Source organism: Methylobacterium sp. J-026 (assembly GCF_022829585.1).
Classification (GTDB): Bacteria; Pseudomonadota; Alphaproteobacteria; order Rhizobiales; family Beijerinckiaceae; genus Methylobacterium.
Genome location: NZ_JAKSYC010000158.1, coordinates 13,207 through 40,129 on the forward strand (window position 1 = coordinate 13,207; position 26,923 = coordinate 40,129).

Annotated in this window: 19 protein-coding genes; 9 read left to right on the plus strand and 10 right to left on the minus strand. The window is 71.9% G+C overall.

Annotated elements, in window-relative coordinates; translation table 11 throughout:
* Nucleotides 1-76 precede the first annotated feature (76 nt).
* Nucleotides 77-568 (minus strand): type VI secretion system lipoprotein TssJ, encoded by a 492-nt coding sequence (gene tssJ, locus MKK69_RS14810; RefSeq protein WP_243968911.1) that lies wholly within the window; start codon nucleotides 566-568, stop codon nucleotides 77-79.
* Nucleotides 569-889: 321 nt separating this feature from the next.
* Entirely contained in the window at nucleotides 890-2,113 is a 1,224-nt protein-coding gene (locus MKK69_RS14815) for a monooxygenase (RefSeq protein ID WP_243968913.1), read from the minus strand.
* A 495-nt stretch (nucleotides 2,114-2,608) separates the two neighbouring features.
* Here MKK69_RS14815 and MKK69_RS14820 point away from each other — a divergent pair, with 495 nt between their 5' ends.
* From MKK69_RS14820 to MKK69_RS14830, 3 genes are read left to right on the plus strand one after another with little or no spacing between them, the layout of a single operon-like run.
* Nucleotides 2,609-3,598, plus strand: coding sequence for an ABC transporter substrate-binding protein (locus tag MKK69_RS14820; RefSeq protein ID WP_243968914.1), 990 nt, complete (start codon nucleotides 2,609-2,611; stop codon nucleotides 3,596-3,598).
* Between the two features lie 14 nt (nucleotides 3,599-3,612).
* Nucleotides 3,613-4,659 carry an LLM class flavin-dependent oxidoreductase gene (locus tag MKK69_RS14825; RefSeq protein ID WP_243969021.1) on the plus strand — a complete coding sequence of 349 codons (1,047 nt, stop codon included), beginning with the start codon at nucleotides 3,613-3,615 and terminating at the stop codon, nucleotides 4,657-4,659.
* Between the two features lie 14 nt (nucleotides 4,660-4,673).
* On the plus strand, nucleotides 4,674-6,014 hold the full coding sequence (locus MKK69_RS14830) for an LLM class flavin-dependent oxidoreductase (protein WP_243968916.1): 1,341 nt from the start codon (nucleotides 4,674-4,676) through the stop codon (nucleotides 6,012-6,014).
* A 29-nt stretch (nucleotides 6,015-6,043) separates the two neighbouring features.
* Here the strand turns inward: MKK69_RS14830 and MKK69_RS14835 are convergent, their stop codons facing one another.
* Both MKK69_RS14835 and MKK69_RS14840 read right to left on the minus strand, forming a co-directional pair.
* A complete protein-coding gene (locus MKK69_RS14835) occupies nucleotides 6,044-6,499 on the minus strand; it encodes a YeeE/YedE family protein (protein WP_243968918.1) in 456 nt (151 codons plus the stop codon).
* Nucleotides 6,496-6,906, minus strand: coding sequence for a YeeE/YedE family protein (locus tag MKK69_RS14840; RefSeq protein WP_243968920.1), 411 nt, complete (start codon nucleotides 6,904-6,906; stop codon nucleotides 6,496-6,498). The genes MKK69_RS14835 and MKK69_RS14840 overlap by 4 nt, the downstream gene beginning before the upstream one ends.
* A 291-nt stretch (nucleotides 6,907-7,197) precedes the next feature.
* On the opposite strand from MKK69_RS14840, the gene MKK69_RS14845 reads away from it, so the two are divergent.
* The 4 genes from MKK69_RS14845 to MKK69_RS14865 all read left to right on the plus strand — a co-directional run bounded on the left by MKK69_RS14845 (nucleotide 7,198) and on the right by MKK69_RS14865 (nucleotide 12,082).
* The gene (locus MKK69_RS14845) at nucleotides 7,198-7,404 is read left to right on the plus strand and encodes a hypothetical protein (RefSeq protein ID WP_243968922.1); all 207 of its coding nucleotides are present in this window, start codon (nucleotides 7,198-7,200) and stop codon (nucleotides 7,402-7,404) included.
* A 25-nt stretch (nucleotides 7,405-7,429) separates the two neighbouring features.
* Nucleotides 7,430-8,275, plus strand: a complete 846-nt coding sequence (gene cysE / locus MKK69_RS14850; RefSeq protein ID WP_243968923.1) for a serine O-acetyltransferase — start codon at nucleotides 7,430-7,432, stop codon at nucleotides 8,273-8,275.
* A gap of 422 nt (nucleotides 8,276-8,697) precedes the next feature.
* On the plus strand, nucleotides 8,698-10,089 hold the full coding sequence (locus tag MKK69_RS31010) for a family 2B encapsulin nanocompartment shell protein (protein WP_279598390.1): 1,392 nt from the start codon (nucleotides 8,698-8,700) through the stop codon (nucleotides 10,087-10,089).
* Nucleotides 10,076-12,082 (plus strand): family 2A encapsulin nanocompartment cargo protein cysteine desulfurase, encoded by a 2,007-nt coding sequence (locus MKK69_RS14865; protein ID WP_243968925.1) that lies wholly within the window; start codon nucleotides 10,076-10,078, stop codon nucleotides 12,080-12,082. Before MKK69_RS31010 ends, MKK69_RS14865 begins: the two co-directional genes overlap by 14 nt.
* 63 nt (nucleotides 12,083-12,145) lie before the next feature.
* On the opposite strand, the gene MKK69_RS14870 is transcribed toward MKK69_RS14865, so the two are convergent.
* The gene (locus MKK69_RS14870; protein WP_243968927.1) at nucleotides 12,146-13,489 is read right to left on the minus strand and encodes an LLM class flavin-dependent oxidoreductase; all 1,344 of its coding nucleotides are present in this window, start codon (nucleotides 13,487-13,489) and stop codon (nucleotides 12,146-12,148) included.
* 510 nt (nucleotides 13,490-13,999) lie between these two features.
* On the opposite strand from MKK69_RS14870, the gene MKK69_RS14875 reads away from it, so the two are divergent.
* Complete coding sequence (locus MKK69_RS14875) at nucleotides 14,000-14,992, plus strand: hydroxyacid dehydrogenase (RefSeq protein ID WP_243968929.1); 993 nt, start codon at nucleotides 14,000-14,002, stop codon at nucleotides 14,990-14,992.
* 476 nt (nucleotides 14,993-15,468) lie between these two features.
* On the opposite strand, the gene MKK69_RS14880 is transcribed toward MKK69_RS14875, so the two are convergent.
* Complete coding sequence (locus MKK69_RS14880) at nucleotides 15,469-15,831, minus strand: hypothetical protein (RefSeq protein ID WP_243968931.1); 363 nt, start codon at nucleotides 15,829-15,831, stop codon at nucleotides 15,469-15,471.
* Between the two features lie 143 nt (nucleotides 15,832-15,974).
* The gene (locus MKK69_RS14885; protein ID WP_243968934.1) at nucleotides 15,975-16,961 is read right to left on the minus strand and encodes a LysR family transcriptional regulator; all 987 of its coding nucleotides are present in this window, start codon (nucleotides 16,959-16,961) and stop codon (nucleotides 15,975-15,977) included.
* Nucleotides 16,962-17,062: 101 nt separating this feature from the next.
* Between MKK69_RS14885 and MKK69_RS14890 the strand changes: the two genes are divergently transcribed.
* Nucleotides 17,063-17,671 carry a YceI family protein gene (locus tag MKK69_RS14890; RefSeq protein ID WP_243968936.1) on the plus strand — a complete coding sequence of 203 codons (609 nt, stop codon included), beginning with the start codon at nucleotides 17,063-17,065 and terminating at the stop codon, nucleotides 17,669-17,671.
* A 48-nt stretch (nucleotides 17,672-17,719) separates the two neighbouring features.
* On the opposite strand, the gene MKK69_RS31015 is transcribed toward MKK69_RS14890, so the two are convergent.
* From MKK69_RS31015 to MKK69_RS14910, 3 genes are all read right to left on the minus strand, one after another.
* A complete protein-coding gene (locus MKK69_RS31015; protein WP_313900857.1) occupies nucleotides 17,720-23,260 on the minus strand; it encodes a S8 family serine peptidase in 5,541 nt (1,846 codons plus the stop codon).
* Between the two features lie 646 nt (nucleotides 23,261-23,906).
* On the minus strand, nucleotides 23,907-24,488 hold the full coding sequence (locus MKK69_RS14905) for a GNAT family N-acetyltransferase (protein WP_243968938.1): 582 nt from the start codon (nucleotides 24,486-24,488) through the stop codon (nucleotides 23,907-23,909).
* Complete coding sequence (locus MKK69_RS14910; protein WP_243968940.1) at nucleotides 24,488-26,833, minus strand: Orn/Lys/Arg decarboxylase N-terminal domain-containing protein; 2,346 nt, start codon at nucleotides 26,831-26,833, stop codon at nucleotides 24,488-24,490. The genes MKK69_RS14905 and MKK69_RS14910 overlap by 1 nt, the downstream gene beginning before the upstream one ends.
* Nucleotides 26,834-26,923 lie beyond the last annotated feature (90 nt).

Genomic DNA, 26,923 nt, shown 5'->3' on the forward strand with positions numbered 1-26,923 from the left:
ACGCGGTCGGCCGGCGATCGGACGGCGTGCTCCCCCGCGGGGGGGTCATCGCTCCGAACGTCGCGGCACCCCGCAGTCACAGGGGCCAGGCCTTGGGCTCCGCCTGGACGGTGAGCGTCATGTCGAGACCGGTCGCCCAGATCAACGCGGTGTTGATCTGGGCGACCTTGATCGGCGCCGCGGCCCGCCACTGCGCCACGTCGAGCTGCCGGAAGCCGGCCACCACGGCGACGAAGGCGGCCTCGGCCGGCACCGTCGCGGTGAAGCCGTCCTCGGCGGAGGGCGCCAGCAGGAATTCGTGCTTGCTCAGCAGATCGGTGCCGAGGGTGGCGGCATCCGCATCGTAGAGGGACTGGGTATCGCTCTGAAGGAACTTGGTGTCGGCCCGCAGGGTGTAGACGCGAAACAGCAGCGGCGACGACACATCCGCGGCCGATGGATTCACGGTCGCCGCAGTCCCGATTTTGACGGTGAGCTTCGTCTCCTTGGGCGGCAACAGCGTGGCGCAGCCGGCGAGCGTCGACAGGCCGGCGATCAGTGCCCCCCTCCGGCTGACCGGACTGCGCAATCCGAGCGATCCTGTCGACAACACGGGTCTCGATGTCACGGCGCCACCGTTTCAAAGTCGTTTGGTCACGCGACGACCGTCAACCACTAGAACAGCAAGGTCGTGAAAAAACCATAACACGTGCGACCCCGGACAATCCGGGGGACTTTCATCCATCGAAAGTTATTTTTACGGGACAGACTGCAGGATCATACAACACTTTATTGCTGCTGAATCAGCATCCTCGTGCGTCTATACTCGATTTTCGCCGCACGCGGCGCGCCGTGACCGACGATGAACGACGTCGGACACGGCGCCCGGCACCGCGGCCGGGCCGCCGCCTCACGCCGATCCGACGCGGTACTGCCGGGGCGGCGGTGCGCCCGTGACCGCGAAGGCCCCGACGATCCGGTCCCGGTAGATCCGCGGGTTGTGGGACGCGATGGTGCGGGCGTTGCGCCAGTACCGGTCGAGGCCGAGACCCGCCTTCACCGCGGAGGCGCCCAGCGCGTCGAACAGGTTCGTGGTCGCCTCCAGCACGAGGTCGGTGACCACGCTCACCGCCTGGTTGACCTCGACATCGGCGAGCGTCGTGGCCCGGTCCGCCACCGCTCCGTCGCCGGCCCGATGGGCCGCATAGGCCCGCTGGAGCGCCTCGGCCGCCTTGAGCACCACCGCGCCGGCCGCGTAGGCGTTGCCCCGCACCCGGCCCACCACCGCCAGGATCTGCGGATCCTCCGCGGTGCGGCCGGCATTGCCGTGGCTGTAGACCCGGGTGCGCGCGGCCACCAGCCGGGCCACGTCCTCGGCCGCCGCCCGGCCGATGCCGGCCAGCGTCGCGAGATGCACGAGCTGGAAGAACGCCATGGCGTAGGGGAAGCGGGCCGGATCGGGCTTGATCAGCGCGGGATCCAGCACCACGCCCTCGAAGGTCGCGGTGCCGCTGGCGGTCAGCCCCTGCCCGAACCCGTCCCAATCGTCGACGATGGTCACGCCCGGCGCCCGGACCGGCACCGCCGCCGTCACCGCCCCGCCCGCCTCGTCCTCGGCCGAGAGGTGAATGTAGTCGGCAAACAATGAGCCGGTGGTGTAGAATTTCCGGCCCTCGACCACCAGGTCCCCGTCGCGGCGGCGCACCACCGTGTCGAAGGCGCCGACCTTGGCCGGCCCGGTCTCCGAGACGCCGCTGCCGATCGTCGCGCCGGCGCCGATCCGGGCGATCCACTGGGCGCGCCATTCGGCCGACGATGCGCAGAGCGCGTCCTCGGTGAAGCCGAAATGCGCGCGCAGCGCATTGGTGACGTTGGAATCGGCCTGGGACAGCTCGATCAGCAGCGCGAACAGCTCGGGCAGGCTGGCGCCGTGGCCGCCCTCGTCGGGCGCGAGGCGCAGGGTGGTGAAAGTGGCCTCGCGCAGCCAGCCGATCTCGGCATGGGGCAGGCCGCGGGTGCGGTCCCGCGCGACCGCCGTGGCGCGGATCTCGGCGAAGACCGGGCGGAAGCGATCCGCCAGAGCCTCGTAGCGTTCGCTCGGGCCCGCGCCCCAGCCCGCATCCACCTGCGACATGGTTTCGAATCCCCGATCCCGGCCATCGCCCCGAGGGCATCGCCTGGAATCGAGGAGTTGTACCCTGATCTCAAGCCGAAACGGCGAGATCTCCGATCCTTTGGAAGTCTCGTTTCGTAGAAGCCGCAACGAGAACAGGTTCATCCCGCGAGACAGGCCCGACGCGAAAGACCATTCCGCGCCGAAACCCGCGCGATGCCGCCTGCACCCGGTCCATCCCCCGCGCCGCCCGGCCGCGCATCGGAACGGTGGACGCGCGAGGCGGCGGTGCGGTCTGCTCCGCGCCGGAGAGACAGGAACAGGATCCCCGATATCGCGCCGCTGCGAAGAATGGACTTTCACGCGGGTCGGCGAGATCGGAAGACCGTTTCCTTGATCCCGCGATCGACTTTGGCCTTCAATAGAGACCGCGATGACAGGCGGCGCGAGTCCTTGAAGGACCGTCGCCGCGCCGACGGCCGGCCGTCGGGCCGGCCGCACGATCCGGAGAGCGCGATGATCGACGATAGCGTGGGCCGGACGGCCCCGAGCCGCCGCAGCCTCCTGCGGGCGGGCCTCGGCGGGGCCGCCGCCGTGGCGCTCGGCGCGCCGGCCGTGCGCGCGGCCCCGCGCACGGTGACGATCAGCATGCAGCGCTCGTCGGTGCTGTTCACCGTGCTGAAGGTGAAGGGCACCCTCGCCGAGCGCCTCGCCCCGCTCGGCTTCACCCCGACCTGGCACCTGTTCACCAGCGTGCTCGAGCCCATGACGGCGGGCGCGGTCGACATCCACGCCGATGTCGCCGACGCGGTGCCGATCTTCACGCAGGCCGCCCGGGCGCCCCTGACCTTCTACGCCCGCGAGCGCGGCGCGCCGGCCGCGGAGGCGATCATCGTGCCGGCCGAGTCGCCGGTCCGCACCGTCGCGGATCTGAAGGGCCGCACGGTCGGCGTGTCCCGGGGCTCGGGCAGCCACTACGTGCTCGCCGCCGCCCTGAAGCGCGCCGGGCTGACCTTCGCCGACATCAAGCCGGCCTATCTCCAGGCGCCGGAGGGCGCGGCCGCCTTCGAGCAGGGCAGCCTGGACGCGTGGTCGATCTGGGACCCGTTCCTGGCCTTCGCCGAGGCCAAGCGCCCGGTGCGGGTCATCGCCGACGGCAGCGGCCTGACCAGCTATCACCGCTACTACCTGGTCAACGACAGCTTCGTCGCCGCGCAGCCGGAGGTGGTGGCGACCGTGTATCGCGCCCTCGTGGAGGCCGGGGGCTGGGTGAAGGCGAACCCGGAGGAGGCCGTGGCGCTGCTGGCCCCGATCTGGGGCGACCTGCCCCCCGCGGTCGTGGCCGCCGCCAACAGCCGCCGGACCTACGCGGTCGAGCCGGTGGAGCGCGGCCAGCTCGGCGAGCAGCAGGCCATCGCCGACGTGTTCTACGAGGCCAAGCTGATCCCGCGCCGGATCGACGCCACCGACGTCCCGATCTGGCAGCCGCCGGCGGGGCGGGGTTGAGCGGGGCTGAGGCCATGGCCGCCGCACCGCCCCGCTTCGGCATCTGGGCCGCCGTCCACGGCTCCCGGGCCGCCCATCACGACCCCGACGAGCCGGACGACGCGACCTGGGCGCGCAACCGCGCCCTGGTGCTGGAGGCCGAGGCCCTGGGCTTCGATTCGGTGCTGGTCGCCCAGCACACGATGAACCCCTACGACCCGGAGCGCGACCAGCTCGAGGCCTGGACGGGGGCGGCGGCGCTGGCGGCGCTGACCCGGCGCATCGAGATCATCGCGGCGATCAAGCCGGGGCTCTACCACCCGGTGGTACTGGCCAAGATGGCGCTCCAGATCGAGCACATCAGCGGCGGCCGCTTCACCCTGAACCTCGTGAATGCCTGGAACCGGGCCGAGTTCGAGCAGGCCGGCCTGCCCTTCCCGGCGCATGACGACCGCTACGCCTACGGCCGGGAATGGATCGCCCTCGTGGAACGGCTGATGCGCGGGGAGACCGTGACCGTCGCGGGGGCGCATTTCCAGGTCGCGGAGTACCGGCTCCGCCCCGCCGGCACCTTCCGGCCGCGGCCGAGGATCTATCTCGGCGGCGAGTCGGAGCCGGCCCGGGCGCTGGCCGCCGACCATGCCGATGTCTGGTTCATCAACGGCCAGCCGCTGGAGGACGTCGCCGCCCTGATCGCCGACGTGTCCCGTCGCCCCGCCGCCCACGGCCCGCTGCGCTACGGCCTCTCGGCCTTCGTGATCGCCCGCGCCACCGACGCGGAGGCGCACGGGGAGCACGCCCGGCTGCTCGCCCTGGCGCGGCGGGACGCGGACCTGCGCGCCGACACCCGCGCCCGCACCGACCAGGCCAGCGTGATGTTCGCCAAGACCGACGCGGCGGCCGCCCGGCACGTCGGCACCAACGGCGGCACCGCGGCCGGATTGGTCGGCAGCTACGACACCGTGGCGGAGCGGATCCGCGCCTTCCACGCGGCCGGCATCGACCTGTTCATGCTGCAGTTCCAGCCGTTCGAGGCCGAGATGCGCCGCTTCGCCGCGCAGATCGTGCCGCGCGTGCGCTGATCCGGAGGCGTTCGATGAGCAGCCGCACCCTGCATCTCAACGTCAACCTGCTGCATTCCGGGGTCTACCCGTCGGCGTGGCGGCTGCCGGACAGCCGGCCGGACGCGTTCATCGACATCGACCATGTCGTGCGCGTCGCCCGCGTCGCCGAGCGCGGCAAGCTCGACGCGATCTTCCTGGCCGACACCCCGGCGATCAACGACCGGATCGACTACCGGCCGTTCAACGCCCTCGAACCGACGGTCGTGCTGGCCAGCGTGGCGGCGGTGACGCGCCATATCGGCCTGATCGCCACCGCCTCGACCACCTACAACGAGCCCTACAACCTGGCCCGCCGGTTCGCGACCCTCGACCTCGTCAGCCGCGGCCGGGCCGGCTGGAACGTGGTGACCACCGCCGATGCCGCCGCCGGGCGCAATTTCGGCTTCGCGGGCGCCGCCGAGCACGGGGGGCGCTACGCCCGGGCCCGGGAATTCACAGACGTGGTCCACGCCCTGTGGGACAGCTGGGAGGACGACGCCTTCCTGGGCGACAAGGCGAGCGGGCGGTTCGTCGACCCGGGCAAGGTCCACGCGGTCGACCATCGCGGCGCGTACTATTCCGTGGCGGGGCCGCTCACGGTGCCGCGGGGGCCGCAGGGCCGTCCGGTGACCTTCCAGGCCGGCGGCTCCGAGGACGGGCGCGAGCTCGCCGCCGCCACCGCCGACGCGGTGTTCTCCCTGGCCCAGACCATCGACGACGGGGTGGCCTATGCCCGGGACCTGCGGGCGCGGGCGGCGCGCTACGGGCGTGGGCCGGACGCCCTGGTCATCCTGCCGGGCCTCGCCACGGTGATCGGCTCCACCGAGGCCGAGGCGCGCCGCCGTCAGGACGAACTCTGGGACCTCGTCCCGCTGGACTACAGCCTCGCCCGCCTCGCCGGGACGCTGCGGATCGACCCCGCCCGCCTCGACCTCGACAAGCCGCTGCCGGACCCGCTGCCCCTGCCGCCGGACGCCAACCACACGATGTTCCTGGGCACGGTCGCCCTCGCCCGCCGGGACGGGCTGACGGTGCGCCAGCTCCTGCGGGCGCTGGGCGGCGGGGTCGGCCACCGGATCGTCGCGGGCACCCCGGAGGCGATCGCCGACGACATCGAGGCCTGGTTCCGGGCCGGGGCCGCGGACGGCTTCAACCTGATGCCGGACGTGCTCCCGGACGGGCTGGAGACCTTCGTGGACGCGGTCGTGCCGCTCCTGCAGCGGCGCGGCCTGTTCCGGCGCGACTATGCGGGCGCCACCCTGCGCGACCATCTCGGCCTGGCGCGTCCCCCCAGCCGCTACGCCGCCCCGCCGCGGGCCTCGCGCTCCGCCTGAGGCCGGCCCCGGGGCCGGTCTCGGAGCCTTCAGGGCTCCGCGGGCGCTCCGGTCCCGGCGCCTTCGCGGTTGCGCAGAAGGTCGTGGGCCGCCATGCCGACCAGCAGGGCGGCGACGAAGACGAGAACCGGCCGCGCGCCGGTGGAGAGCGCCGCCACCGCCGGCCCGGGGCAGAAGCCCGACAGGCCCCAGCCGATCCCGAACAGGGCCGCGCCGAGCACCAGAGGGGCATCGATCCGCCGCCGCTGCGGCAGGTCGAACCTGTCGGCCAGGACCGGGTGGCCGAACCGGCGGGACAGGGCGTAGCCGAAGCCCGACACCGTCACGGCCCCGCCGAGGACGAAGACGAGGCTCGGGTCCCAGGCCCCGGCGACGTCGAGGAAGCCGCGCACGCGGGCCGGATCGAGCATCCCCGACAGGCTGAGGCCGAGCCCGAAGAGGAGCCCCGCGGTCAGCGCCGCGAGGGCGCGCGCCGAGCCGGTCACGACGCCACCCGGACCAGGGCCACCGTCAGCATGCCGGTGGCGAGGAACACCAGAACCGCGACGATCGAGCGTGGCGAGAGCCGGGCGAGCCCGCAGACCCCGTGGCCCGAGGTGCAGCCGGAGCCGAGCCGCGTGCCGAAGCCGACGAGCAGCCCGGCCAGCGCCAGGACCGGCAGCCCCGCCTCGATCCGCATGCGGGGCCCGTGCCCGGCCAGCGCCGTGAAGAGCGGCGGCCCGAGGACGAGACCGAGCAGGAAGGCGGCATCGGCGCGCCGCCGCGCCCCGGGCCTGCCGAGCCCGGCGACGAGCCCGCTGATGCCGGCGATGCGGCCGTTGAGCAGCAGCAGCGTCGCCGCGGACAGGCCGATCAGCAGGCCGCCCCCGAGGGCCGGAAGATACGCGTCCATCGATGGTGTCCCCGCTGCAACGGCCCCGGCGCCGGGCTGACCGCGACCGGGATATCGCCGGCGGCCGGCGGGGACAAGCCTTGCCAAACGCCGCCCCGTCTATAATTATCAAGCTATGTCAATAACTTAGTGAAAAACATGCTCCTTTCCGGGCCCGCCGCGAACCAAACGTTCTCTCCCGTTCCGGGGGCGGCAGAAGGGCTTTCCCGGGATGGGGCGCGGGCCCGGCACAGCGGGTTCGGAGCGCGGAATCGGGCCGGCGGAATCGGCCCGCGCCATGAGGAGGACGCGATGGGTTCGGCAACGATCAGGCGGGGCGATCAGGTGGTGTTCGAACGGCTCGACCTCGCCGAGGCCCTCGGGATCTGGCGCAACGCCCGGGGGCGAATCGTCGACATCCACGGCCGGGGCGGCCGGCCGGCCACGATCGACGTGAAGTTCGAGGGCCACGAGACGCTGCGGCATTACCTGCCGGACCTGTTCCGGCGGGTGCAGTGATGGCGATCCCGCGGACATGCCGGCCATGACGGCCCTCGCCACCCTTCAACCGCCCCTGCGCGCCCTCAGCCGCAGCACCGCGGAGGACGAGGTCTGGGCGGACCTGCGGGCCGAGGCCGAAGCCGCCCTGATCGAGGAGCCGCTCTACGCCGGCATCATCCAGGCGACGATCCTCGACCAGCGCAGCCTCGCCCAGGCGCTGGCCTACCGCCTCGCCCACCGGCTCGGCGACGGCGACCTCGCCCGCCTGTCGATGCGCGACCTCTGCCTCTCCGCCTTCGAGGCGGATCCGAAGGCGGGCGCCCACGCCGTGCGCGACCTCGTCGCCATCCGCGAGCGCGACCCGACCTGCCGGCGCTATCTGGCCCCCTTCCTGTTCTACAAGGGCTTCGCGGCGCTCGAGGCCTACCGGGCCGGCCACTGGCTGTGGCACCGGGGGCGGGCGACCCTGGCGCTGCACGTCCAGAGCCGGATCTCCGAGGTGTTCGGCTGCGACATCCACCCGGCCGCGCAAATCGGCTCGGGGGTGTTCATCGACCACGCCACCGGGGTGGTGATCGGCGAGACCACGGTGGTGGCCGACGACGTGTCAATCCTCCAGTCCGTGACGCTGGGCGGCAACGGCAAGCAGAGCGGCGACCGCCATCCCAAGATCGAGCGCGGCGTGCTGCTCAGCGTCGCCGCCAAGGTGCTCGGCAACGTCCGCGTCGGCGAGGGCGCTAAGGTCGCCGCCGCCGCGGTGGTCCTGTCCGACGTGCCCCCGCACACCACCGTGGCGGGTGTGCCCGCCCGGGTCGTCTCGCGCCTGCGCCCGGAGGAGGAGCCGGCGCAGAGCATGGACCAGTCCTTCGGGCACGGCGACGGGATCTAGGCCGGGCTAAAAAATCCTCCCTTCAAAACAATGCCGTCGACCGGCGCCCGCCTGGGTCCGGGCTCGGGGAACGATCTTCTCCGTGCGGCGGCCGTGCGCATGATCTTGTTCTACGGATGGTCTGTACGGCGACACGGTCTTCTTTGAAATCAAGATAAAGAGAAGATCTTTTTATTGACCGAGACCATTCTCCAAGCTTACTCAGATCGTACCGAGTTGACTCGCAATCGAGTCCGGCACGGTCGCGGCTCATGATCGTGGATCACCGCGAAAACACTTGATCCGATGCGACCGGACCCGGCGATAATGGCCGATCCGATCTTGAGAACACTTGCGCCGAACCCGCCATGGCCGCGGGACAGCCCACCGTGGCGCGGGTCGATGCGGCGTGCCCGAAACCTTGGCTTGGGAGACGATGACCGATGAGCGGACCGGGTTTGAGCGTCAGCGCGACGGCGGCACGCAATCTAGCGACCGCCACCGTCACATCGGTCCAGAACGCGGCCAACACCCCGCGCTGGCTCCTGCGGCTCCTGCCGTTCGTCGACGTTGCCGGCGGCGTCTACCGGGTCAACCGCCGCGCCGTGGTGCTGGCGCGCCCCGGCCGGGTCGAGTTCGCCGCCGAGGCCGAGGGCCGGGCGATCCGGGCCGCCTCCCTGCGCGCGGTGCCGCTGTTCAGCCGGCTCGGCGACGGCGAGCTCGCCACGCTCGCGGGCAAGTTCACCGAGAGCCGGCACCAGGCCGGCGAGGTCATCCGCGAGGAAGGCGCGACCGAGCGCAGCCTCGTCGTGGTCGCCGACGGCACCGTCGAGCTGACCCTCTCCGGCCCCTACAAGGGCCGCCTCCGCCAGGGGCTCGCCACGAAGGGCGACTATTTCGGCGACGGCGACCTCGCGGACGAGGCCGCGCCCGCTCCGGCGGTGAAGGCGCTCTCGGCGGTGACCCTGCTGACCCTCGACCGCGCCGCGATCGAGGACGAGGCGATCCGCACCCGGATCGGTCAGGACCGGGAGGAGCGCGACCGGCTGAAGGGCCACTCCAATGCCTACGGCGAGCAGGGCATCGAGCTCCTGGCGGTGCATGCCGGCGAGCCGCGCCTGCCGACGACCTTCGTGGATTACGAGGTCGATCCGCGCGAGTATCACCTCTCGACCATCCAGACGATCCTCAACACCCATACCCGCGTCACCGACCTCTACTCCAACGAGATCGACCAGCTCCGCGAGCAGATCCGCCTGACCGTCGACGCGGTGAAGGAGCGCGAGGAGTGGGAGCTCCTGAACAATTCGCAGTTCGGCCTGCTGGGCGAGGTCGGCCCGCGCCAGCGCATCCCGACCCGCGGCGGCCCGCCGACCCCGGACGATCTCGACGAGCTGCTGACCCTGGTCTGGAAGAAGCCCGCCTTCTTCGTGGCGCACCCGCGCGCCATCGCGGCCTTCGGCCGGGAGGCGACCCGCCGGGGCGTGCCGCCGGTGGTGGTGCACCTGTTCGGCGCGCCGTTCATCACCTGGCGGGGCGTGCCGCTGGTGCCGAGCGACAAGCTGCCGATCGACATCGATCCGGTGACCGGCGCCCAGACGACCACGATCCTGCTCCTGCGCGTCGGCGAGGGCGAGCAGGGCGTGGTCGGCCTCCAGAAATCCGGGGTGACCGGCGAGATCGAGCCCGGCCTGTCGGTGCGCTACATGGGCACCAACGACCATTCGATCGCCTCGCACCTCGTGACCCGCTACTTCTCGGCCGCCGTGCTGGTCGAGGACGCGATCGCCCGCCTCGATAACGTCCTGCTCGGCAATTACCATGACTACGCGTGAGGCGCCGGCCTTCGGAACGCCCGCGGCGAACCCGGGCGAGTTCGCCCATCCCGAGTTCGCCCATCCCGAGTTCGCCCACGCGGATCTCGTCGGGCGGCTCGCCCGCGAGATCTACGGGCCGGGGCAGGCGGCGAGCCGGCCCTTCGCGCCGACGATCCCGGCGGGGCCGCAAGCGCCGCAGGGCGTCGAGGGGCTGCCGCAGGGCGTCGAGGGGCTGCCGCAGGGTCCCGGCGGCGCGCCGCTGCCGAGCGGTTCCATCGGCGTCCCCTCGGCGCCGACCGGTGGACTGCCCTACGGCTACCAACCCGACGTCGCGGCCCTCGGCGCCCGGTCGTTCGGGGCACCGCCGGTCGGCGCGCCGGGCCTCACCGGCCCGACCGTGCCGAACCTCGCCCAGTCACACCGTCCTGCGAGCCCGGCCTTCGCCGATGTCGCGGCGATCCCGCCGGTCCACCCGGCGAGCCCGCGTCCCGTCCTGCCGGACTTCGCCTTCCCCGGCGCCCCGGCGCCGGCGGCCTTCCTCCCGGGCGGTCCGGAGCTGCACCGGCAGATCGCCGCGGACCATCCCCGCGCCAACGCCTTCGCGCAGGCGCTGGCCCCGCATAACGTCCCCGCCGCCCCGTCGAAGGCCGGCGGGGATGAGGCGCCGGCGGGCGACTACTACTTCCTGAACCTCGGCGTCCCGGCCCGCCGGGCCCCGGCGCACCCCCGGGTCGAGCCGGGCCGCCAGCCGGGCCCGGCGCCGCGGCTCACCGCGCAGGGGTCGAGCCTGGTGGCGGCGCCGTTCGACGTGGAGCATGTCCGCCGGGACTTCCCGGCCCTGCACCAGAGCGTCAACGGCCACCCGCTGGTCTGGCTCGACAACGCCGCCACCACCCACAAGCCGCAGGCCGTGATCGACGCGACGAGTGCGTTCTACGGTCGGCACAACTCGAACATCCACCGGGCCGCCCACACCCTGGCGGCGCGCGCCACCGACCTGTTCGAGGGCGGCCGCGAGGCCGTGCGCCGCTTCCTCAACGCGCCCTCGAAGGACGACATCGTCTTCCTGCGCGGCACCACGGAGGCGATCAACCTCGTCGCCAATTCCTACGGGCGGGCCCATATCGGCCCGGGCGACGAGATCATCCTCTCGACCATCGAGCACCACGCCAACATCGTGCCCTGGCAATTGCTCGCCCAGGCCACCGGGGCGACGATCCGGGTGATCCCGGTCAACGATCGCGGCGAGATCATCTTCGAGCAATACGCGGCCCTGCTCTCGGGCCGCACCAAGATCGTCTCGGTGACGCATGTCGCCAACGCCATCGGGACGGTGAACCCGGTGCGGGAGATCATCGCGCTCGCCCACGCCTACGGGGTGCCGGTGCTGGTCGATGCGGCGCAATCCTCGCCGCACATGCCCCTCGACGTGCAGGCGCTCGACGCCGACTTCCTGGTCTTCTCCGGCCACAAGGTGTTCGGGCCGACGGGAATCGGCGCCCTCTACGGCAAGACCGCCCTGCTCGAAGCGATGCCGCCCTGGCAGGGCGGCGGCCACATGATCGAGGACGTCACCTTCACCCGGACGGTCTACAAGGGCGCCCCGGAGAAGTTCGAGGCGGGCACGCCGGACATCGCGGGCGCGGTCGGCCTGGGGGCGGCCCTCGACTACCTGGAGCGCATCGGCCTGCCGGCGATCGCCGCCTACGAGCACGACCTGCTGGACTACGCGCAGGCGGGCTTGGCCGAGGTGAAGGGCCTGCGCCTGATCGGCACGGCGCGGGAGAAGGCGAGCGTGATGTCCTTCACCCTCGCGGGCCAGGAGAACGCGGCGGTCGCCCGCCACCTCGATTGCCACGGCATCGCAGTGCGCTCGGGCCATCACTGCGCCCTGCCGGCCCTGCGCCGCTTCGGGGTCGATCAGTCGGTCCGGGCCTCGCTCGCCTTCTACAACACCCGCGCGGAGGTCGACACCTTCCTCCGGGCGCTGCACACGCTGCCGCGGCCCTGAGGGCCCGGACGATCGGGATGGGACACGGGCGGGAAACCGGCCGGTCCCATCCCGGTTGCCGCGTCACGCCTCGGGCGACGGCCGGGCCGCATTCCGGGGCGGGGGGCGGGTGCCGAGATTCGCGCGCAGGGTCGACCCCGCGTAATCGTCGCGGACCAGGCCCCGGCGGCGCAGTTCCGGCAGCACCAGGGCGATGAAGTCGTCGAGGCCGCCGGGCAGGGTCGCCGGCATGATGTTGAACCCGTCGGCGCCCTGCGCCCGGAACCGCTCCTCCATCTCGTCGGCGATCTGGGCGGGGGTCCCGACGATCTGCGAATGGCCCCGGGCGCCCGCGATCCGCAGGTAGAGCTGGCGCAGGGTCAGACCCTCCCGACGGGCGAGGTCGAACATCAGCTGCTGGCGGGACTTGGCGCCGTTGGCCTCGGGCAGTTCCGGCACGGGCCCGTCCGGATCGTAGCCCGACAGGTCGAAGCCGCCGATCATCCGCTCCAGCAGGGCGAGGCCGACCACCGGGTCGATCAGGTCCTGGAGCGCCTCGAACTTCGCCCGCGCCTCCGCCTCGCTGTGCCCCACGACCGGGAAGAGGCCGGGCATCACCTTCAGGTCGTCGCGGTCGCGCCCGAAGCGGCCCATCCGGTCCTTCAGGTCGCCGTAGAATTCGGTCGCCTCGGCGAGCGTCTGGTTGGCGGTGAACACGATCTCGGCGGTGCGCGCCGCGAGGTCCTTGCCGGGCCCCGAGGCGCCGGCCTGGACCAGCACCGGCTGGCCCTGCGGCGTGCGCGAGATGTTGAGCGGGCCCCGCACCTCGAAATGCGTGCCGCGATGGTTCAGCGGGCGAAAACCGTCCGGCTTCGAGAACTGGCCGGAGGCCTTGTCGATGATCACCGCCCCGTCGTCCCAGGTGTTCCACAGGCCGAGGACGACGTCGACGAATTCTTCCGCGCGCGCGTAGCGGTCGCCGTGCCGGGCGATCGCGTCGGCGCCGAAATTGGCGGCCTCCGCGTCCGTGGTCGAGGTCACGAGGTTCCAGCCGGCGCGGCCGCCGCTGAGGTGATCGAGGGAGGCGAAGCGGCGGGCGACGTTGTAGGGCTCGTTGAAGCTCGTGGAGGTCGTCGCCACCAGCCCGATCCGGCGGGTCACGGCCGCGAGCGCCGAGAGCAGGGTCACCGGCTCGAAATGGGTCGAGCGGGCCGTCCGCTCGCTGGAGCGCAGGTTGCCGTCGCGGATGCCGGTCCCGTCCTCCAGGAACACGAGGTCGAACTTCGCCGCCTCGGCTTTGCGCGCCCAGTCGACATAGCGGTCGAGCACGAGGCCGCCATCCGCCTCGCTCGACGGGTGGCGCCAGCCGGCCACATGGTGCCCGGTGGCGTAGAAGAAGGCGCCGAGGCGCAGGGTGTCGTGTCTCATGGACCGATGGCACTCGTGGCGGGCGGGACCGGCAGGACGCGCACCGGCCCCGTGGTCCCGCTGTCGCGGATTCGATGATGTGAAACAGGCTGGACGGCGGGACGCAACCGCAAGCTGGGCACGGCCCCGGGAATGAGAACCTTCGTCTCCGGATCGGGGGGGGCGGAATGTAACGCGTCCGCGCTCGGTCGGCGAAAGCGCTGCTTATCGGCGTTTGCGATCGTCGCCCGGTCGACGGGTGTGGCGGTCCGGAACCGTCACGCGCCCTCCCCCTCCGCGGGGAGGGAGACGCGCGGATCGGACCGGGCTTCCCCTCCGAGAGGATCACGGTGCTCCCGGCCTCTCGCGTCCGGCCCCGCGCCCCGCGGATGGGTTTGCCCCGTCGGCGCGCGGCGGCTCGGAGATCCACTGCCATCGAACCGGTTGCCACCCCGGCGCGGAGCGCCCAAGACGCGCGCGGCAAACGACTTGCCGTCCCCCGCTCGCCCGTCCGCAGAGGCTGCCTCTCCCGTGATCACCGGTCCCTGCCTCATCGTTCAGCCGATCCACGCGGCGGGCCTCGACCGGCTGCGCGCGGCCGGGCTGGAGCCGCGCCCGGCCGGCGGCACCGACGCCGAGAGCCTGGCCCGCGACGTCGCCGGCTGCGTCGCCGTCATCACCCGCAACACCGGTTTCCCGGCCCAGGCCATCGCGGCGGCGCCGGACCTGCGGGTGATCGGCGTGCACGGGACCGGCACCGACCACGTGGCCAAGGCGGCGGCGACCGAGGCGGGGATCGTGGTGGTCAACACGCCCGGGGCCAACGCCGTCTCGGTGGCCGAGCAGACGCTGGCGCTGATCTTCGCCCTGGCGAAAGCCCTGCCCGCCGCCGACCGGTCGGTCCGGCGGGGTGACGACAGCTTCAAGTTCACCACCCGGCTGATCGAGCTCGCCGGGCTGACGCTCGGCCTGATCGGCTTCGGGGCAATCGGTCAGGCGACCGCCCGGCTCGGCGCCGCTTTGGGCCTGCGGGTGCTGGCCTACGGGCCGAGCCGCCCGGAGACCGATTTCACCGAGGCCGGCGCCCTGCGCACCGCCTCGGTCGACGCCCTCCTGGCGGAGGCCGACATCGTCTCGCTGCACCTGCCGCTGACCCAGGGCACCCGCGGCCTGATCGGCCGGGACCAGCTCGCCCGGATGAAGCGGGGCGCGTTCCTGATCAACACCAGCCGCGGCGGGCTCATCGACGAGGCCGCCCTGGTGGAGGCCCTGGAGGCCGGCACGATCGCGGGGGCGGGGCTCGACGTCTTCGCGCAGGAGCCGCTGCCGTCCGGCCACCCCCTGGCCCGCCAGGAGCGCGCGATCCTGACGCCCCATGTCGGCGGCTCCACCGAGGCGGCCCTGATCCGCACCGCCGAGACCGCCGCGGGCCGCGTCGTCGATGTCCTGGCCGGCCGGCAGCCGGGCGGGCTGGTCAATCCGGAGGTCTGGCCGCACCGGCGCGGGCCGTCAGGCGCGCGATGAACGCGGGACCGGAACGGCCACGGCCCGAAACACCGGCCGGCCCGTCCTGCTGCACCGCAGCGGACACCGTCGGAGAGGGCGCGGCCCGAAGCACGGCCCGCGTACCGGACGTTCCGATGCCGATCCCGCGGACGGCCGCAGTGCCATGCGATGAAGACATGGGTTATGGCTATAGATCCGCCACCTATGCATGCCTGAACGGCCTTCAGACCGTTGCGTGCCGCAATGCGATATCCTATCTGTGCGTCGCGGGATGGCGATGGCGTCGCGATCCCGTTGCCCTTCTTGGGCGTTTCCTCCCTAGACTTCGGGCCGCTCCTTCGGGAGTGGCCTTTTTTCTTTCGGCAGGTTGTCTGTCCGGCATGGCCGCGGCGGCGGATCCGACCTGCACGGAACCGCGCGATCTCGCGGTGCCGCGGGCGGTGGGGCCGGCGGCGCGGCGTCGACGCCCCGGTTTTCCCGTCGGGACCCGGCGCCTACTCGACGTGGAGGGTCAGCTTCATCTTCGGGTGAATGCCGCACTGGATCACGAAATCCCCCGGCTCGGCCAGCGTCAGCCGCGTCTCGGTGCCGGGCTCCTGGTCGCCGGCATCGAACGCGAACCGGTCCGCCTCGATGAAGGCGTGGTGGGTCAGGCTCTCGTCGCCGTTGCGCAGGGTGACCGTGTCGCCCCGGCGCAGGTACAGGTCGGTGGGCAGGTACTGGCGCCCCTTCTGCAGCACGATCCGGGCCCCGCTCGACAGCGTCGCCCGGGCCGTCTCCAGCGCGGCCCCCGACCCGACCAGCGCGAGCGTCCCGATGAGGAGAAGGGAGCGCAGGCTCCTGCTGCGAGGGGGCATGACGGCGTCCACACGGGTTCGACGCGTCCCGGACCACCGGGATCGGTCGCCGGGCGGTCCAGGATCTGCTGCACCGCATCGTGGCCGAGGCCCCTCACCGGATCGATAAGCAGCGCGTTAGAATTTTATCGATCTGGCAATATCTACGATCGATCTACTGCAACCATCTGAATTTCAACTGTATTCGCCTCTAAATCCTCAGCCTCGTGCGCACCGTCGCGGGCCGCCAGCGCGTCGCGCACATGCGCGCGGAACACCTGGACCCGGGCCGGCAACACGCGCCCGGCCAGCGTGACGGCGCGCAGGGCCGCGCCGCGGGTCGCCCAGGGCGCCAGCACGCGCTGGAGCTGGCCCGACTCCACCGCCCGGGCGGCGACCAGGGTGGGAAGATGGCCGATCCCGGCCCCCGCCAGGGTCAGCCGGTGCGCGGTCGCGAAGTCGCTGACCCGGATCGCCGGGGTCACCGACAGGGGCTCGGTGCGGCCCCTGCCGTCGGTCAGGGCCAGCGCCGCCGCACCGAATCGCTCGCGGGCGAGGATCAGGTCGTGGTCGCGCAGCGCGGTGACGGTCGCCGGGGCCGGCCGCCGCCGCAGGTAGGCCGGGGCGGCGTAGAGGCCCACCGCCAGGGTCGCCAGGACCGCGGCGTGGTAGCCGGTCTCCTCGGCGCCGCCGAGCCGCAGGGCGAGGTCGATCCGGTTGGCCGCCAGGTCGAGGCGCGCGTCGGTGTTCAGCATCTCCACGGTGATCTGCGGATAGGCGGTCCGGAAGCTCGCGACGATCTCGGGCATCACCTCGATGCCGAAATCGATGGAGGTGGTGATCCGCAGGTGCCCGGCCGGCACCGTCTGCGCATCGCGGACGGTCTCGGCGGCCTCGTCGAGGAGCGCCAGGCTCTCCTGCGCCTTGGCGTAGAAGGCGAGCCCCTCCGCGGTCGGCGAGACGGCCCGCGAGGTGCGCGCCATCAGCCGGGCGCCGAGCGCCCGCTCCAGGCGGGAGACCCGCCGGCTGACGCTGCCCTTCGTCTGCCGCAGGCTCGCCGCGGCGGCCGTGACCGTGCCGAGATCGACGACCGCGCAGAAGGCGCGCACGTCGTCGAGTCCGCCCCGGAAGGTTTCCGTTCTCGCAACCATGGGGTTCCGGATAGCAGGCTCAACCGTGGCCGTGAACGGCGCTACAGGAGCCCTGCGGCGTGCCGAATCGGCCCGTACCGCCGCGCCCATGGGAGTTTGCAGTGAAGTCGCTTCTCGCCTCCGGCCTTCTGGCCCTCCTCGTCGCCGACCCGGCCCTGGCCCAGACCCCCGCGACCCGCGATCCGGCCCAGGTCCAGGCCGGCGCCTACGTGGCCGATCCCGACCACACCCAGGTCGGCTGGCGGGTCTCCCATATGGGCTTCTCGAACTATGCCGGCGGCTTCTCGGACGTGTCCGGCACCCTCGACCTGCAGCCGAAGGACCTGACGGCCGCCAAGCTCTCGATCAGGATCCCGGTCGCCTCGGTGGCCACCACCAGCGCCAAGCTCACCGCCGAGCTGAAGGGCGACCAATGGCTCGACGCGGCCAAGTTCCCCGACATCACCTTCGTCTCGACCAAGGTCGCCCCCGAGGGCAAGGACAGGGCGAAGGTGACCGGCAACCTCACGTTCCACGGCGTGACCAAGCCGGTGACGCTCGACGTCACCCTGGTCGGGGCCGGCGTCAACCCGCTGAGCAAGAAGGTCACGGTCGGCTTCGACGCCACCGGCACGCTCAAGCGCTCCGCGTTCGGGGTGACGACCTACGAGCCGCTAATCGGCGACGACCTGCACCTCACCATCGCGGGCGCCTTCGAGCGCCGGGACTGACCGGACCGGTACGGGCCGTGCCGGGAGATCGGTACGGCCCGCGCCCGTTCAGAACCTGTACGTGAAGGAGCCCTGTGCGGCGTGGTCCTGGGCACGGGCGCCGATCTGGCCGGTGTAGGACAGGCCCAGCGAGGCGGCGGGGGAGATCAGCACCGCCAAGCCGGCCTCGGCGACCAGCGCGTCGCGGTCGATCGGCAGGCCGGCGCTCACGAACCGGGCGCCGGTGCCCCGGAACGCCAGCGCCGCCGCGGGAACCCCGTCGCCGAAGGTCCGCCGGTAGCCGGCCAGCGCGTGCACCGACACCGGCAGCGCCGCCTCCGGATCGAGCCGGGCCTCGGCGCGCAGGCCCGCGGTGGCGGTCGGCAGCAGGCTCCCGCGTGCCGCCCCCGTCAGCGCGGCCGCCCCGCCCTGCTCGGCGAAGCGGTCGCGGCCCAGCGCCACCGCGCCGGCGCCCACGAACGGCTCCAGCGCCGCCCCGGCGCCGAGCGCGATCCGGTAGCCGGCCTCGCCGAAGCCCTGGACGCTGCGCCCGCCGGTGCGGGCGGTCGGCGTGTCGGTCAACCCCGGGAACGCCACCACCCGCCGCAGCCGCGCCGGCTCGTCCGCCGCCAGGGCCCCGAACCGCAGCACCGCCGGGCCCGCCCCGAGGCTGCCGTAGACGCCCCCGAACGTGCTCGCCAGCGTCCCGGTCTGGACCTGGCCGGGGCTGGCGAAGCTGGTCTCGACATGGCCCCCGACCGCCCCCAGCCGCAATCCGTCGACGCCCAGCCCCTCGACGCCCAGCCCCTCGGCGCCCAGCCCGTCCAGGCGCGCGTCGACCCCGATCACGAAGCCCGCGCTCTGGCGCGACAGCCCGGCGGCGTTGCCGTCGGCCCGGGCGTGGCCGAGGCTGCCCAGCCCCTGGCCCCACAGGCTCACCGGCTCCGGTTGCGCGCGCCGCACCGGGACCACCCCCGGCGCCGGCGGCTCGGGCCGGTCGGCCGCGTCGGTCGCCGGCAGGCTGCCGTAAGCGCGCGCCGCCGGGGCGCCGTCCCAGCGCAGCCGGTCGAGTACCGCCTCGCGCACCAGCCCGGCCCCGGCGAAGGCGGTCGCGGCCAGGCTGGCATGGCCGTCCCCCGACAGGGCCGCGAACGCCGCCCGGGCCTGGGGCGCCGACAGCACCGCCACCGCGTCGTAGAGGACCGAGCCGACCGCCCCGGCCTGAACCGCCCCGGCGGCCGCGCGCTGGTCGCGGGTCCGCGCCACCGCGGCGAAGTCCAGGTCGTTGCGCGCCAGCGTCAGGACGACCGCGTCCGGGGCGTAGGCCAGGAACGGGGTCAGGAACGCGAAGGTGCTCGACACCCCGGCGAACCGGCCCTGCACGCCGCCGGCGGCACTCAGGATCGTGTAGCGCGTGCGCGGCGCGTAGAGCCCGCTGCCGGCCACCGCCTCGACCCGGGCGCCCGCCACCGTGGCGGTGCCGCCGACCGCGACCCGGTCGGAGCGGCCGTCCGGGGTGGCGTCGACCCGGTAGACCGATCCCGGCGCCAGGGTCAGGCTGCCGGCGACGGCGATCCGGCCGAGCGCCCCCGGCCCGGCCCCCGGGGCGAGGGCGCTGCCCGCGCCCAGGGCGAGGCTGCCGAACCAGCCCGCGCCGGTGAGCCGGCTGCCGGCGCCGAGCGACACGGCGGCGTTGGGCAGGCCGCCGGTGACGGCGAGTTCGCCGCCGTACACGCTGACCGGGCCGGAGAGGCTGTTGGCGCCCGTGAGCGTCAGGGTGCCGGCGCCGAGCTTGGTCAGGCTGGTCGGGCCGGCGCCGTCGACGATCTGCCCGGCGTAGCCGGTCGAGCTGCCGTCGGTGCCGACCGTGAGCTGGCCGTTGCCGAGGGTCGCGGCCGCCGTCGTGCCGGTGAGCGCGCCGACGGTGAGCGCGGTGCCGCCGAGGTCGAACGCGCCGTCGTTGGTCAGCCGGGTGAGGCCGGCGGTCGGGCCCGTGAGCGCGACCATCGCCCCCGGGGCGTTGGCGACCGGCCCGGCGAGCACGCCCGCGGCCTGGACGAAGCCGGTATTGGTCAGCCCGCCGGTGAGGCTGCCGGTGGTGACCAGGGTGCCGGCGTTGGCGAAGGGCGCCGAGACGGTGGCGAACGTGCCGGTGTTGACGAGCGTCGCCCCGGCGGCGTTGACGGCGTCGGCCGTGTAGGCGCCGGCATTGACCAGGCGGCCGGTGTTGACGAGGTCGTCGACGACGCTGCCCTGGGCGGCGACGGTGAGCAGCCCGGCATTGGCGATGCGCCCGGCCAGGAGGCGGCCGCCCTCCGCGACCGCGACGGTGCCGGCATTGTCGAGCCCCCCGGCGAGGCCGTAGCGGCCGGTGACGGTCAGGCTGGCCTGGGCGGCGTTGGCGAAGCCGGCATCGGAGGAGACCGGCCCGGTGACGGCGACTTGCCCGGCGTTGCGGATCGGCCCGTTGAGGGCGCCCGCCGTGGCGGTGAGCGCTCCGGTGTTGGTCACCCCGCCGGCGACCGTGCCGCTGGTGATGGCGGTGCCGGTGTTGGTCAGGCCGCCGGCGATCGCGCCGCTGGCGATGGCGGTGCCGGCATTGGTCAGGCCGCCCGACAGCGTCCCGGCCTGGGTGAGCGTGGTGCCGGCCAGGGTGACCACCGGCGCGGCCAGGCTGGCGGAGGCGGTGAGGGCGAGGCCGCCGGCCGCGACGGTGGCCGGGCCGGTGAAGCCGTGGGCGGCGGTGAGCGTCAGGGTCCCGGCGCCGCGCTTGATCACGGCCCCGGGCCCGGAGACGGCCCCCGCGAAGGTGGTGTCGTCGCTGCGGTTGAACGCCAGGATCCCGGCATCGGCGACGTCGCCCGTGAGGCTGCCGGTCGTGCCGCCGGCCCCGATCTGGAGGGTCCCGGCCAGGATCGCGGTGCCGCCCGCGTAGCTGTTGGTCCCGGCGAGCGTCAGGGTGCCGCCGCCGCGCTGGACCAGGCTGCCGGGCCCGGAGACGGCCCCCGCGAAGGTGGTGTCGTCGCTGCGGTTGAACGCCAGGATCCCGGCATCGGCGACGTCGCCCGTGAGGCTGCCCGCGGTGCCGCCGGCCCCGATCTGGAGGGTCCCGGCCGCGATGGTGGTGCCGCCGGTATAGGCGTTGGCCCCGGCGAGCGTCAGGGTCCCGGCCCCGGCCTTGGTCAGGCCGCCGGCGCCGTCGAGGGTGCCGGCGAAGGTGGTGGAGCTGTCGTCGCCGCCGGCGGTGAGGCGGGCGGATCCGAGGGCGACGCGGCCCAGCCCGGCGAGCGACCCGACGGTCTCGGCGTCGGCCAGCGCCAGGGTCGCGCCGGACGCGACCGTGACGGCGCTGCGATCGCCGATCGCCTGGCCGCCGCGGGCCAGGAGGGTCCCGGCCGCCACGGTGGTGGCGCCCGTGTAGGTGTTGGTGCCGGCGAGCGTCAGGGTGCCGGCCCCGAGCTTGGCCAGCCCGCCCGATCCGGCGAGCGCCTGGGCGAGGGTGAAGCCGTTGGCCGGGTCGGCGATATCGAGGCCGCCGCCGTTCCGACCCCAGGTGATCGGCCGCGCCGTGGCGGTGAAGCCGGTGCCGGTGATCTGGAGGACGCCGCCGTCGAAGGTCAGGGGCGCCCCGGCGGCGCCGAGATTGGCCTCGCGCGACACCGACAGGGTCCCGCCCGCCACGGTCGTGCCGCCGGAATAGCTGTTGGTCCCGGCCAGCGTCAGCGTGCCCGCGCCCAGCTTGATCAGGCTGCCCCGGGTCGGGATGCCGGCGAAGGCGGCGATGCGGGTGGTCTCGACCTGCACCTCGGTCTGCCACGCGGCGGCGATGCCGGCGGCGATCTGAGTGTATTGGGCGCCGTTCGGGTCCGCGAGGTAGCTGGCCAGCTGGTTGCCGATGGCGGCGCGGGTGCCGCCCGAGAGATTGGTGAACGGCCAGTAAGGCCAGTAACTCCGCGCATTGAGGAACGCGGCCAGGACCCTGCTGCCGACGGGGTCGGCGTCGTTTGCGGTCACGGATGCGAGGAAGGCGGCCTGGCTTCGGCTGCGCAGCGCCGTGACGACGGCGTCGAGGGTGGCGCGGGTCGCCGGGAGGGCGGCCTGCAGGGCGGCGAGATTCAGCTTCGGGTCCTGGGCGGCCTTGCGGGTCGCCCAGGCGGCGGCCTCGGCGTCGTTCTCCTGCTTGCGCTGGACCAGGGCGTCCTCGGAGATGGCGTTGGACCAGGTGTCGTTCGTGCCGTCCGGGAGGTTGGCCGCGACGGGGCCGAGGAACTGTCCCGGTCCCCGCATGGCCTTGGCGAGGTCGATCACGCCCCAGCCCCAGACGGCGTTGGGGGCATTCGGGTTGGCGTCGGGCGTGCCCTGGACGGCATCCCGGTGATAGGCGGTGGTCAGCAGGACGTCCCGGGCCTGCTCGTTGGTCATGTACGGATAGCGCTGCAGGATCACGGCCAGCGCCCCCGTGGCATGCGGCGCCGCCATCGACGTGCCGTTGATCGTCGCGTAGCCGGTCTGGTTGCCCGGATCGATGTGCCAGCTCTTCGGATCCCAGGCATCGCCTGTCGACCAATGCGCCGCCGTACTAGTGATCGCACTGCCGGGAGCGGCGATATACCAATATTTACTGGAGCCCGCCCTTACAGAATATTGATCGAGTACGACGCTGCCAGGATCGGACTGACCATTGTCGGCTTTCCGGGTCGCTCCGACGGCAACCCAATTCCGCTCGATGTCGGGCCGAAAGTAAGGAAGGACGGCTCGAATATCTGGGTTGCTGCTGCGTGTGTTTCCTGCGGCAAACACCAAAATGGTATCATACTGCTTGGCGACTTCATCGAGGGCATCAAAATAGGTTTTCTTGCCGAGGAACTTGGCGTAGGAGCTCCTCAATCCCGACAGGCTGTTATAGTCGTCCGAAGGCGGTGCGTTGCCCCAGGATGTGTTGATCACCCGTGCGCCAGCCGCGGAGACGCTGGCATAGGCATTCTTGAAGTACGAGTAATCAGCATTGGCGCCATAGGTCATCTTGTCGGTCGACTGCGTGTTGGCGACATAGACATTGGCGTTGAACGCCACGCCGTGCATGCCGTCGCCGTCCCGGGAGGCCGCGATCGTCCCGGTCACGTGTGTTCCGTGCGAATCGTTATAGGCGCCGTTATATGGCCCGGGGACAGAATAAGAATCGCCTTTCTTAAAGTAACTTTGTTGCGGAGACCGATTAATCGGGTTTCCAAACCAATCCATGAAATAAAATCCGTCCGACCCGAAGGTTCCGGTGATCGACACCGACTTGACGCGGCCGTCGGCGAATTCCGAATGAGACTGGAAAAAGCCTGAATCAACGACGCCGACCGTGACGCCGAGGCCGGTATAGCCGGCCGCATAGGCATCGGCAGCGTGTATCGCCTCCAGGCCCCAATCGACCTGGTATTCCTTCGTGCGCCAGCTCGCTGGGTCGGTGGCGGCCAGGCTCTGCGCCAGGGCGTGGTGCGAGATCGATGCGCTCAGGGCCGCCAAGCCGAAGCTCGACCGTCGCAGGGCGGTCGTGATCGATCGACGCCGATTGGTTTCAGCAGGTGTGCCGTTTCGGAATCCAGTCTGTACACGCATCATGAAGCACCTGAAAATCTGTCGATAGCGATGCAACACCGTGCTGTTCCCACCGTGATCGAGGTAGATCCGGGCGATCGGGAAGGCATTCGCCTAAAACGACGGAGATTAGGTGGAATAAAGTTCCAAATCGCAAGCCACCACATACGATCATTACACGATCGTATCATAAGATAGGAAATTTTACAGATTTTGTGCGATATCAAAATTCCGACCGCCGGTCTCGTAATAGGCAGCCGACTATATTCTTGAGTGGCGTGATTTGGGCGCGTCTTCGCCCGCCAGCCTTCGGGAGGTCATGGGGTGGTTCCCGCCGAGGACGCGGTTTTCCTCTCAGGCCGTGATTGAAATGTCACAATGACCGTCTGGACGCGGCCGGGATCGGCAAGCCCCCCGAAACGACTGTCGGTTCGGCGCCAATGCCGGTCGCCTCAGGGTTTGAGGCGGCCCCCGATGTGCTGTCACCGGATGCGATGCGGATCACGCGCAGGGCACCGGCACGGCCCCGTCGCAAGGGGCAGCGGTAGCGGAACGGACGGGTTCGTCCGATGCCCAGACATCGCCGGGTCGGGCAGATCCGGACGGCATGCAGTCGGCGCCTGTTTTATCGGCAAGCCGAGCGTGGTGGCGCGCCCGCCGGGTCTACGCCCTACGCCCCGGGCCGGTCCTCGGATCCCGTGCCGAGCGCCCGCTGGACCATCACGCTGTCCGACCAATGGCCGTACTTGAACGCCACCGCCCGCAGATAGCCAGCCTGGACGAAGCCGCAGGCCTCGTGGAGGCGCAGGGAGGCGGCGTTCTCGGCGTCGATATAGCCGATCATCTGGCGGTAGCCGCCGGCCGCGCAGGCCTCGATCAGGGCCGGCAGGAGGCGGCGCCCGATCCCGGCGTGCAGGTGGTCGGGATGCACGTAGATCGAGTGCTTGAGGGTGTAGCGGTAGGCCGGGCGCTTCCGGAACGGCACCGCGTAGGCGTAGCCCGCGACCTGGCCGGCGCGCTCGGCCACGAGGTGGGGCAGGCGCTTCTTGCGCATGGTCTTGCGCCGCCGCTTCAGATCGTCGGGGAGCAGGCGGTCCTCCTCGGCGACGCCGACATCGCTCACGCCCTTGCTGATGTGGTGTTCGTAGATCGCCACCATCGCCTCGACATCGGCGTCCGAGGAGGCGCGGATGACGATGTCCGGGCAGGGTTGCGCGACCGGCGGGCCGGGGGTCTCGACCTCGATCTCCATCAGGCGCCCTCTCGGACCACGTAGGTGTGAAAGCGGATCCGCCCGTCCGGGTCGACCTCCCGGTAGACGCCCTGGATCTCGGCCTCGAAGCCCGGGAACAGGTTGGCGGAGGCCTCGAACATCTTGAAATAGTCGAGCATCGGCTTGGCCCGCTCGTCCAGGCGCTCGCCGGGCAGGACCGTGCCGATGCCCGGGGGGTAGACCAGCATCAGGGTGGTGGCGATCCGCCCCTCGGCCTCGGCGATCGGCACGTAATCGACCTTGTTGCGGGTCAGCATCTGGGCGGCGCGCTTGGGCGCCATCACCATCTCGGGCAGGTGCTCGGGGGCGAATTGGCGCCGCTGCAGCGCCGAGGTGCCAGCCTCCCGGTGGAAGGCGTGGAACTCGCCGCAGAGCTCGCGCAGGCGCACCCCGCGGTAGCGGTTCGGCCGGCGCGCCACGAATTCGGGCATGGCCTCCTCCAGCGGGACGTTGTCGTCGTGGAGCCGCTTGAAGGCGACGAGGCCCGAGATCAGCGTGCCGGCCTTGGAGGATTCGACCCCCGGGGTCAGCAGGAAGAGCAGCGAGTTCAGGTCGTTCTTCTCGGCGACGATCCGGTTCTCACGCAGGTACTGGGCCACGATCGGCGCCGGCACGCCGTGATCGGCATAGGCGCCGGTCTTCCGGTCGAAGCCCGGGGTCAGCACGGTGAGCTTGTTCGGGTCGGTGATGGCGTAGCCCGGGGCCACGTGGGTGAAGCCGTGCCAGCGCGCGCCCGGCTTCAGCTCCCAGTGCCGGGGGGTGGCGGCGAGCTCGTCGGTCGCCACGCTCTCCCAGGGCACCTCGGCCCCGTCGGCGTTCACGGTCACGTCCGGCACGAACGGGTCGAAGAACCAGCGCCGGGCGGGGTCGCGCTCGTGCTCCTCGAATTCCCGACGGATCGCCCGGACCTTCTTGCGCCACTCGATCCCGAGCCGGATCGTGTCGTCCCACAGGATCATGCCCGAGCGCCCCTTCATCATCTGGGCGCCGACATCGAGGGAGGCGAAGAGCGGGTAGAACGGCGAGGTCGAGGCGTGGACCAGAAAACTCTCGTTGAGCCGCTTGTGCTCGACCCGCCGTGTCTGGCCGCGGATATGCCCGTCCCGCGTGTGGATCTGCGAGGCCTGGGAGAAGCTCGCGAGCTGCTTGTGGGTCGATTGCGTGGCGACGATGCCCGGCGAGGTCTCGTCGAGGCCGGTCAGCCCCATGGCGAAGCGCCTTGCGTAGAGCGGGTGGAACTTCATGAAGCCCGCCCAGGCCTCGTCGAACAGGATGTAGTCGCAGAGGTGGCCGATCTTCTCCAGGATCACCTGCGCGTCGTAGATCGTGCCGTCGTAGGTGCATTGCTCGATCACCGCGACCCGGAACGGCCGCTCCCGGCGCCACGCCTCGGGATCGGTCACCAGCGGGTTCGCGCGGATCTTTTCCCGGATCCGGGTCTCGTTCAGGGCCTCGTGGTAGATCGGGCCGATCAGCCCGTAGGCATTGCGGTCGGTCTCCAGGAAGATCGGGATGCCGCCGCCGAGGAACAGGGCGCCGTGATGGGCCGCCTTGTGGTTGTTGCGGTCGAACAGGACCAAGTCGTCCTCGGCCACCAGGGAGGACAGCACGATCTTGTTGGAGGCCGAGGTGCCGTTGAGGACGAAGTAGGTCTTTTCGGCCCCGAAGATCTTGGCGGCCTCCTTCTGGGCCTTGAGCGCCGGACCCTCGTGGGTCAGCAGGTCGCCGAGATCGAGCACCGAATTGTCGAGGTCGTCGCGAAAGATCGCCTCGCCGAGATGCTCGACGAAGATCCGGCCGATCGGCGACCGGTTGTAGAAGATGCCGCCGTTGTGGCCCGGGCAGGTCCAGAGCTGGTTGCCCTTCTCGGCATAGTCGACCAGCGCGCCGAAGAACGGCGTCTTCAGGGTCTGGGCGTATTGCGTGACCCGGCTGACCAGGCCGCGGGCGATGAATTCGGGGGTCTCTTCCGCCAGGAAGATGTAGCCGTCGATGAAGTCGAGCAATTCGACCGGGATGTCCTCCAGCCGCTTGCGGCGGACCATGATGACGATCGGCATCTCCAGGCCGCGCTTGCGCATCATGTCGATCAGGGCGGCGGCCTTGCCGTCGAGGCCGCGCTTGCCCCAGTCGACCACGAGGCAGCCCACCGCCGCGTCGGTCTGCACGGCGATGGCCGCGTCCTCGACCCGCCGGGCGCGCACCACCTCGAAGCCGCGATGCTCGACCGCCGCCACGATCTGGGCGACGCGCGCGCCCTCCAGGTCATCCGGATCGAAGGCCGGGGCGCACATCAGGACCGTGAAGCGACGGTGGAAGTCCATGGAGCCCTCTCTGCCTCGGCTGCAGCGAGTGCCTTTCTGGCCCGTCTGCGACGATTGGATGACAGCGCCCGGGCCGGGACGGGCGCGAGG

Excerpts from the sequence above, each read along its gene's own strand:
- MKK69_RS14870 (WP_243968927.1), bottom strand. The coding sequence starts at position 13,489 with ATGAGACACGACACCCTGCGCCTCGGCGCCTTCTTCTACGCCACCGGG.
- MKK69_RS14885 (WP_243968934.1), bottom strand. The coding sequence starts at position 16,961 with ATGGTTGCGAGAACGGAAACCTTCCGGGGCGGACTCGACGACGTGCGC.
- MKK69_RS31015 (WP_313900857.1), bottom strand. The coding sequence starts at position 23,260 with ATGATGCGTGTACAGACTGGATTCCGAAACGGCACACCTGCTGAAACC.
- cysE (WP_243968923.1), top strand. The coding sequence starts at position 7,430 with ATGACGGCCCTCGCCACCCTTCAACCGCCCCTGCGCGCCCTCAGCCGC.
- MKK69_RS14880 (WP_243968931.1), bottom strand. The coding sequence starts at position 15,831 with ATGCCCCCTCGCAGCAGGAGCCTGCGCTCCCTTCTCCTCATCGGGACG.
- MKK69_RS14865 (WP_243968925.1), top strand. The coding sequence starts at position 10,076 with ATGACTACGCGTGAGGCGCCGGCCTTCGGAACGCCCGCGGCGAACCCG.
- MKK69_RS14820 (WP_243968914.1), top strand. The coding sequence starts at position 2,609 with ATGATCGACGATAGCGTGGGCCGGACGGCCCCGAGCCGCCGCAGCCTC.
- MKK69_RS14825 (WP_243969021.1), top strand. The coding sequence starts at position 3,613 with ATGGCCGCCGCACCGCCCCGCTTCGGCATCTGGGCCGCCGTCCACGGC.
- MKK69_RS31010 (WP_279598390.1), top strand. The coding sequence starts at position 8,698 with ATGAGCGGACCGGGTTTGAGCGTCAGCGCGACGGCGGCACGCAATCTA.
- MKK69_RS14845 (WP_243968922.1), top strand. The coding sequence starts at position 7,198 with ATGGGTTCGGCAACGATCAGGCGGGGCGATCAGGTGGTGTTCGAACGG.
- MKK69_RS14840 (WP_243968920.1), bottom strand. The coding sequence starts at position 6,906 with ATGGACGCGTATCTTCCGGCCCTCGGGGGCGGCCTGCTGATCGGCCTG.
- MKK69_RS14905 (WP_243968938.1), bottom strand. The coding sequence starts at position 24,488 with ATGGAGATCGAGGTCGAGACCCCCGGCCCGCCGGTCGCGCAACCCTGC.
- MKK69_RS14910 (WP_243968940.1), bottom strand. The coding sequence starts at position 26,833 with ATGGACTTCCACCGTCGCTTCACGGTCCTGATGTGCGCCCCGGCCTTC.
- MKK69_RS14815 (WP_243968913.1), bottom strand. The coding sequence starts at position 2,113 with ATGTCGCAGGTGGATGCGGGCTGGGGCGCGGGCCCGAGCGAACGCTAC.
- MKK69_RS14830 (WP_243968916.1), top strand. The coding sequence starts at position 4,674 with ATGAGCAGCCGCACCCTGCATCTCAACGTCAACCTGCTGCATTCCGGG.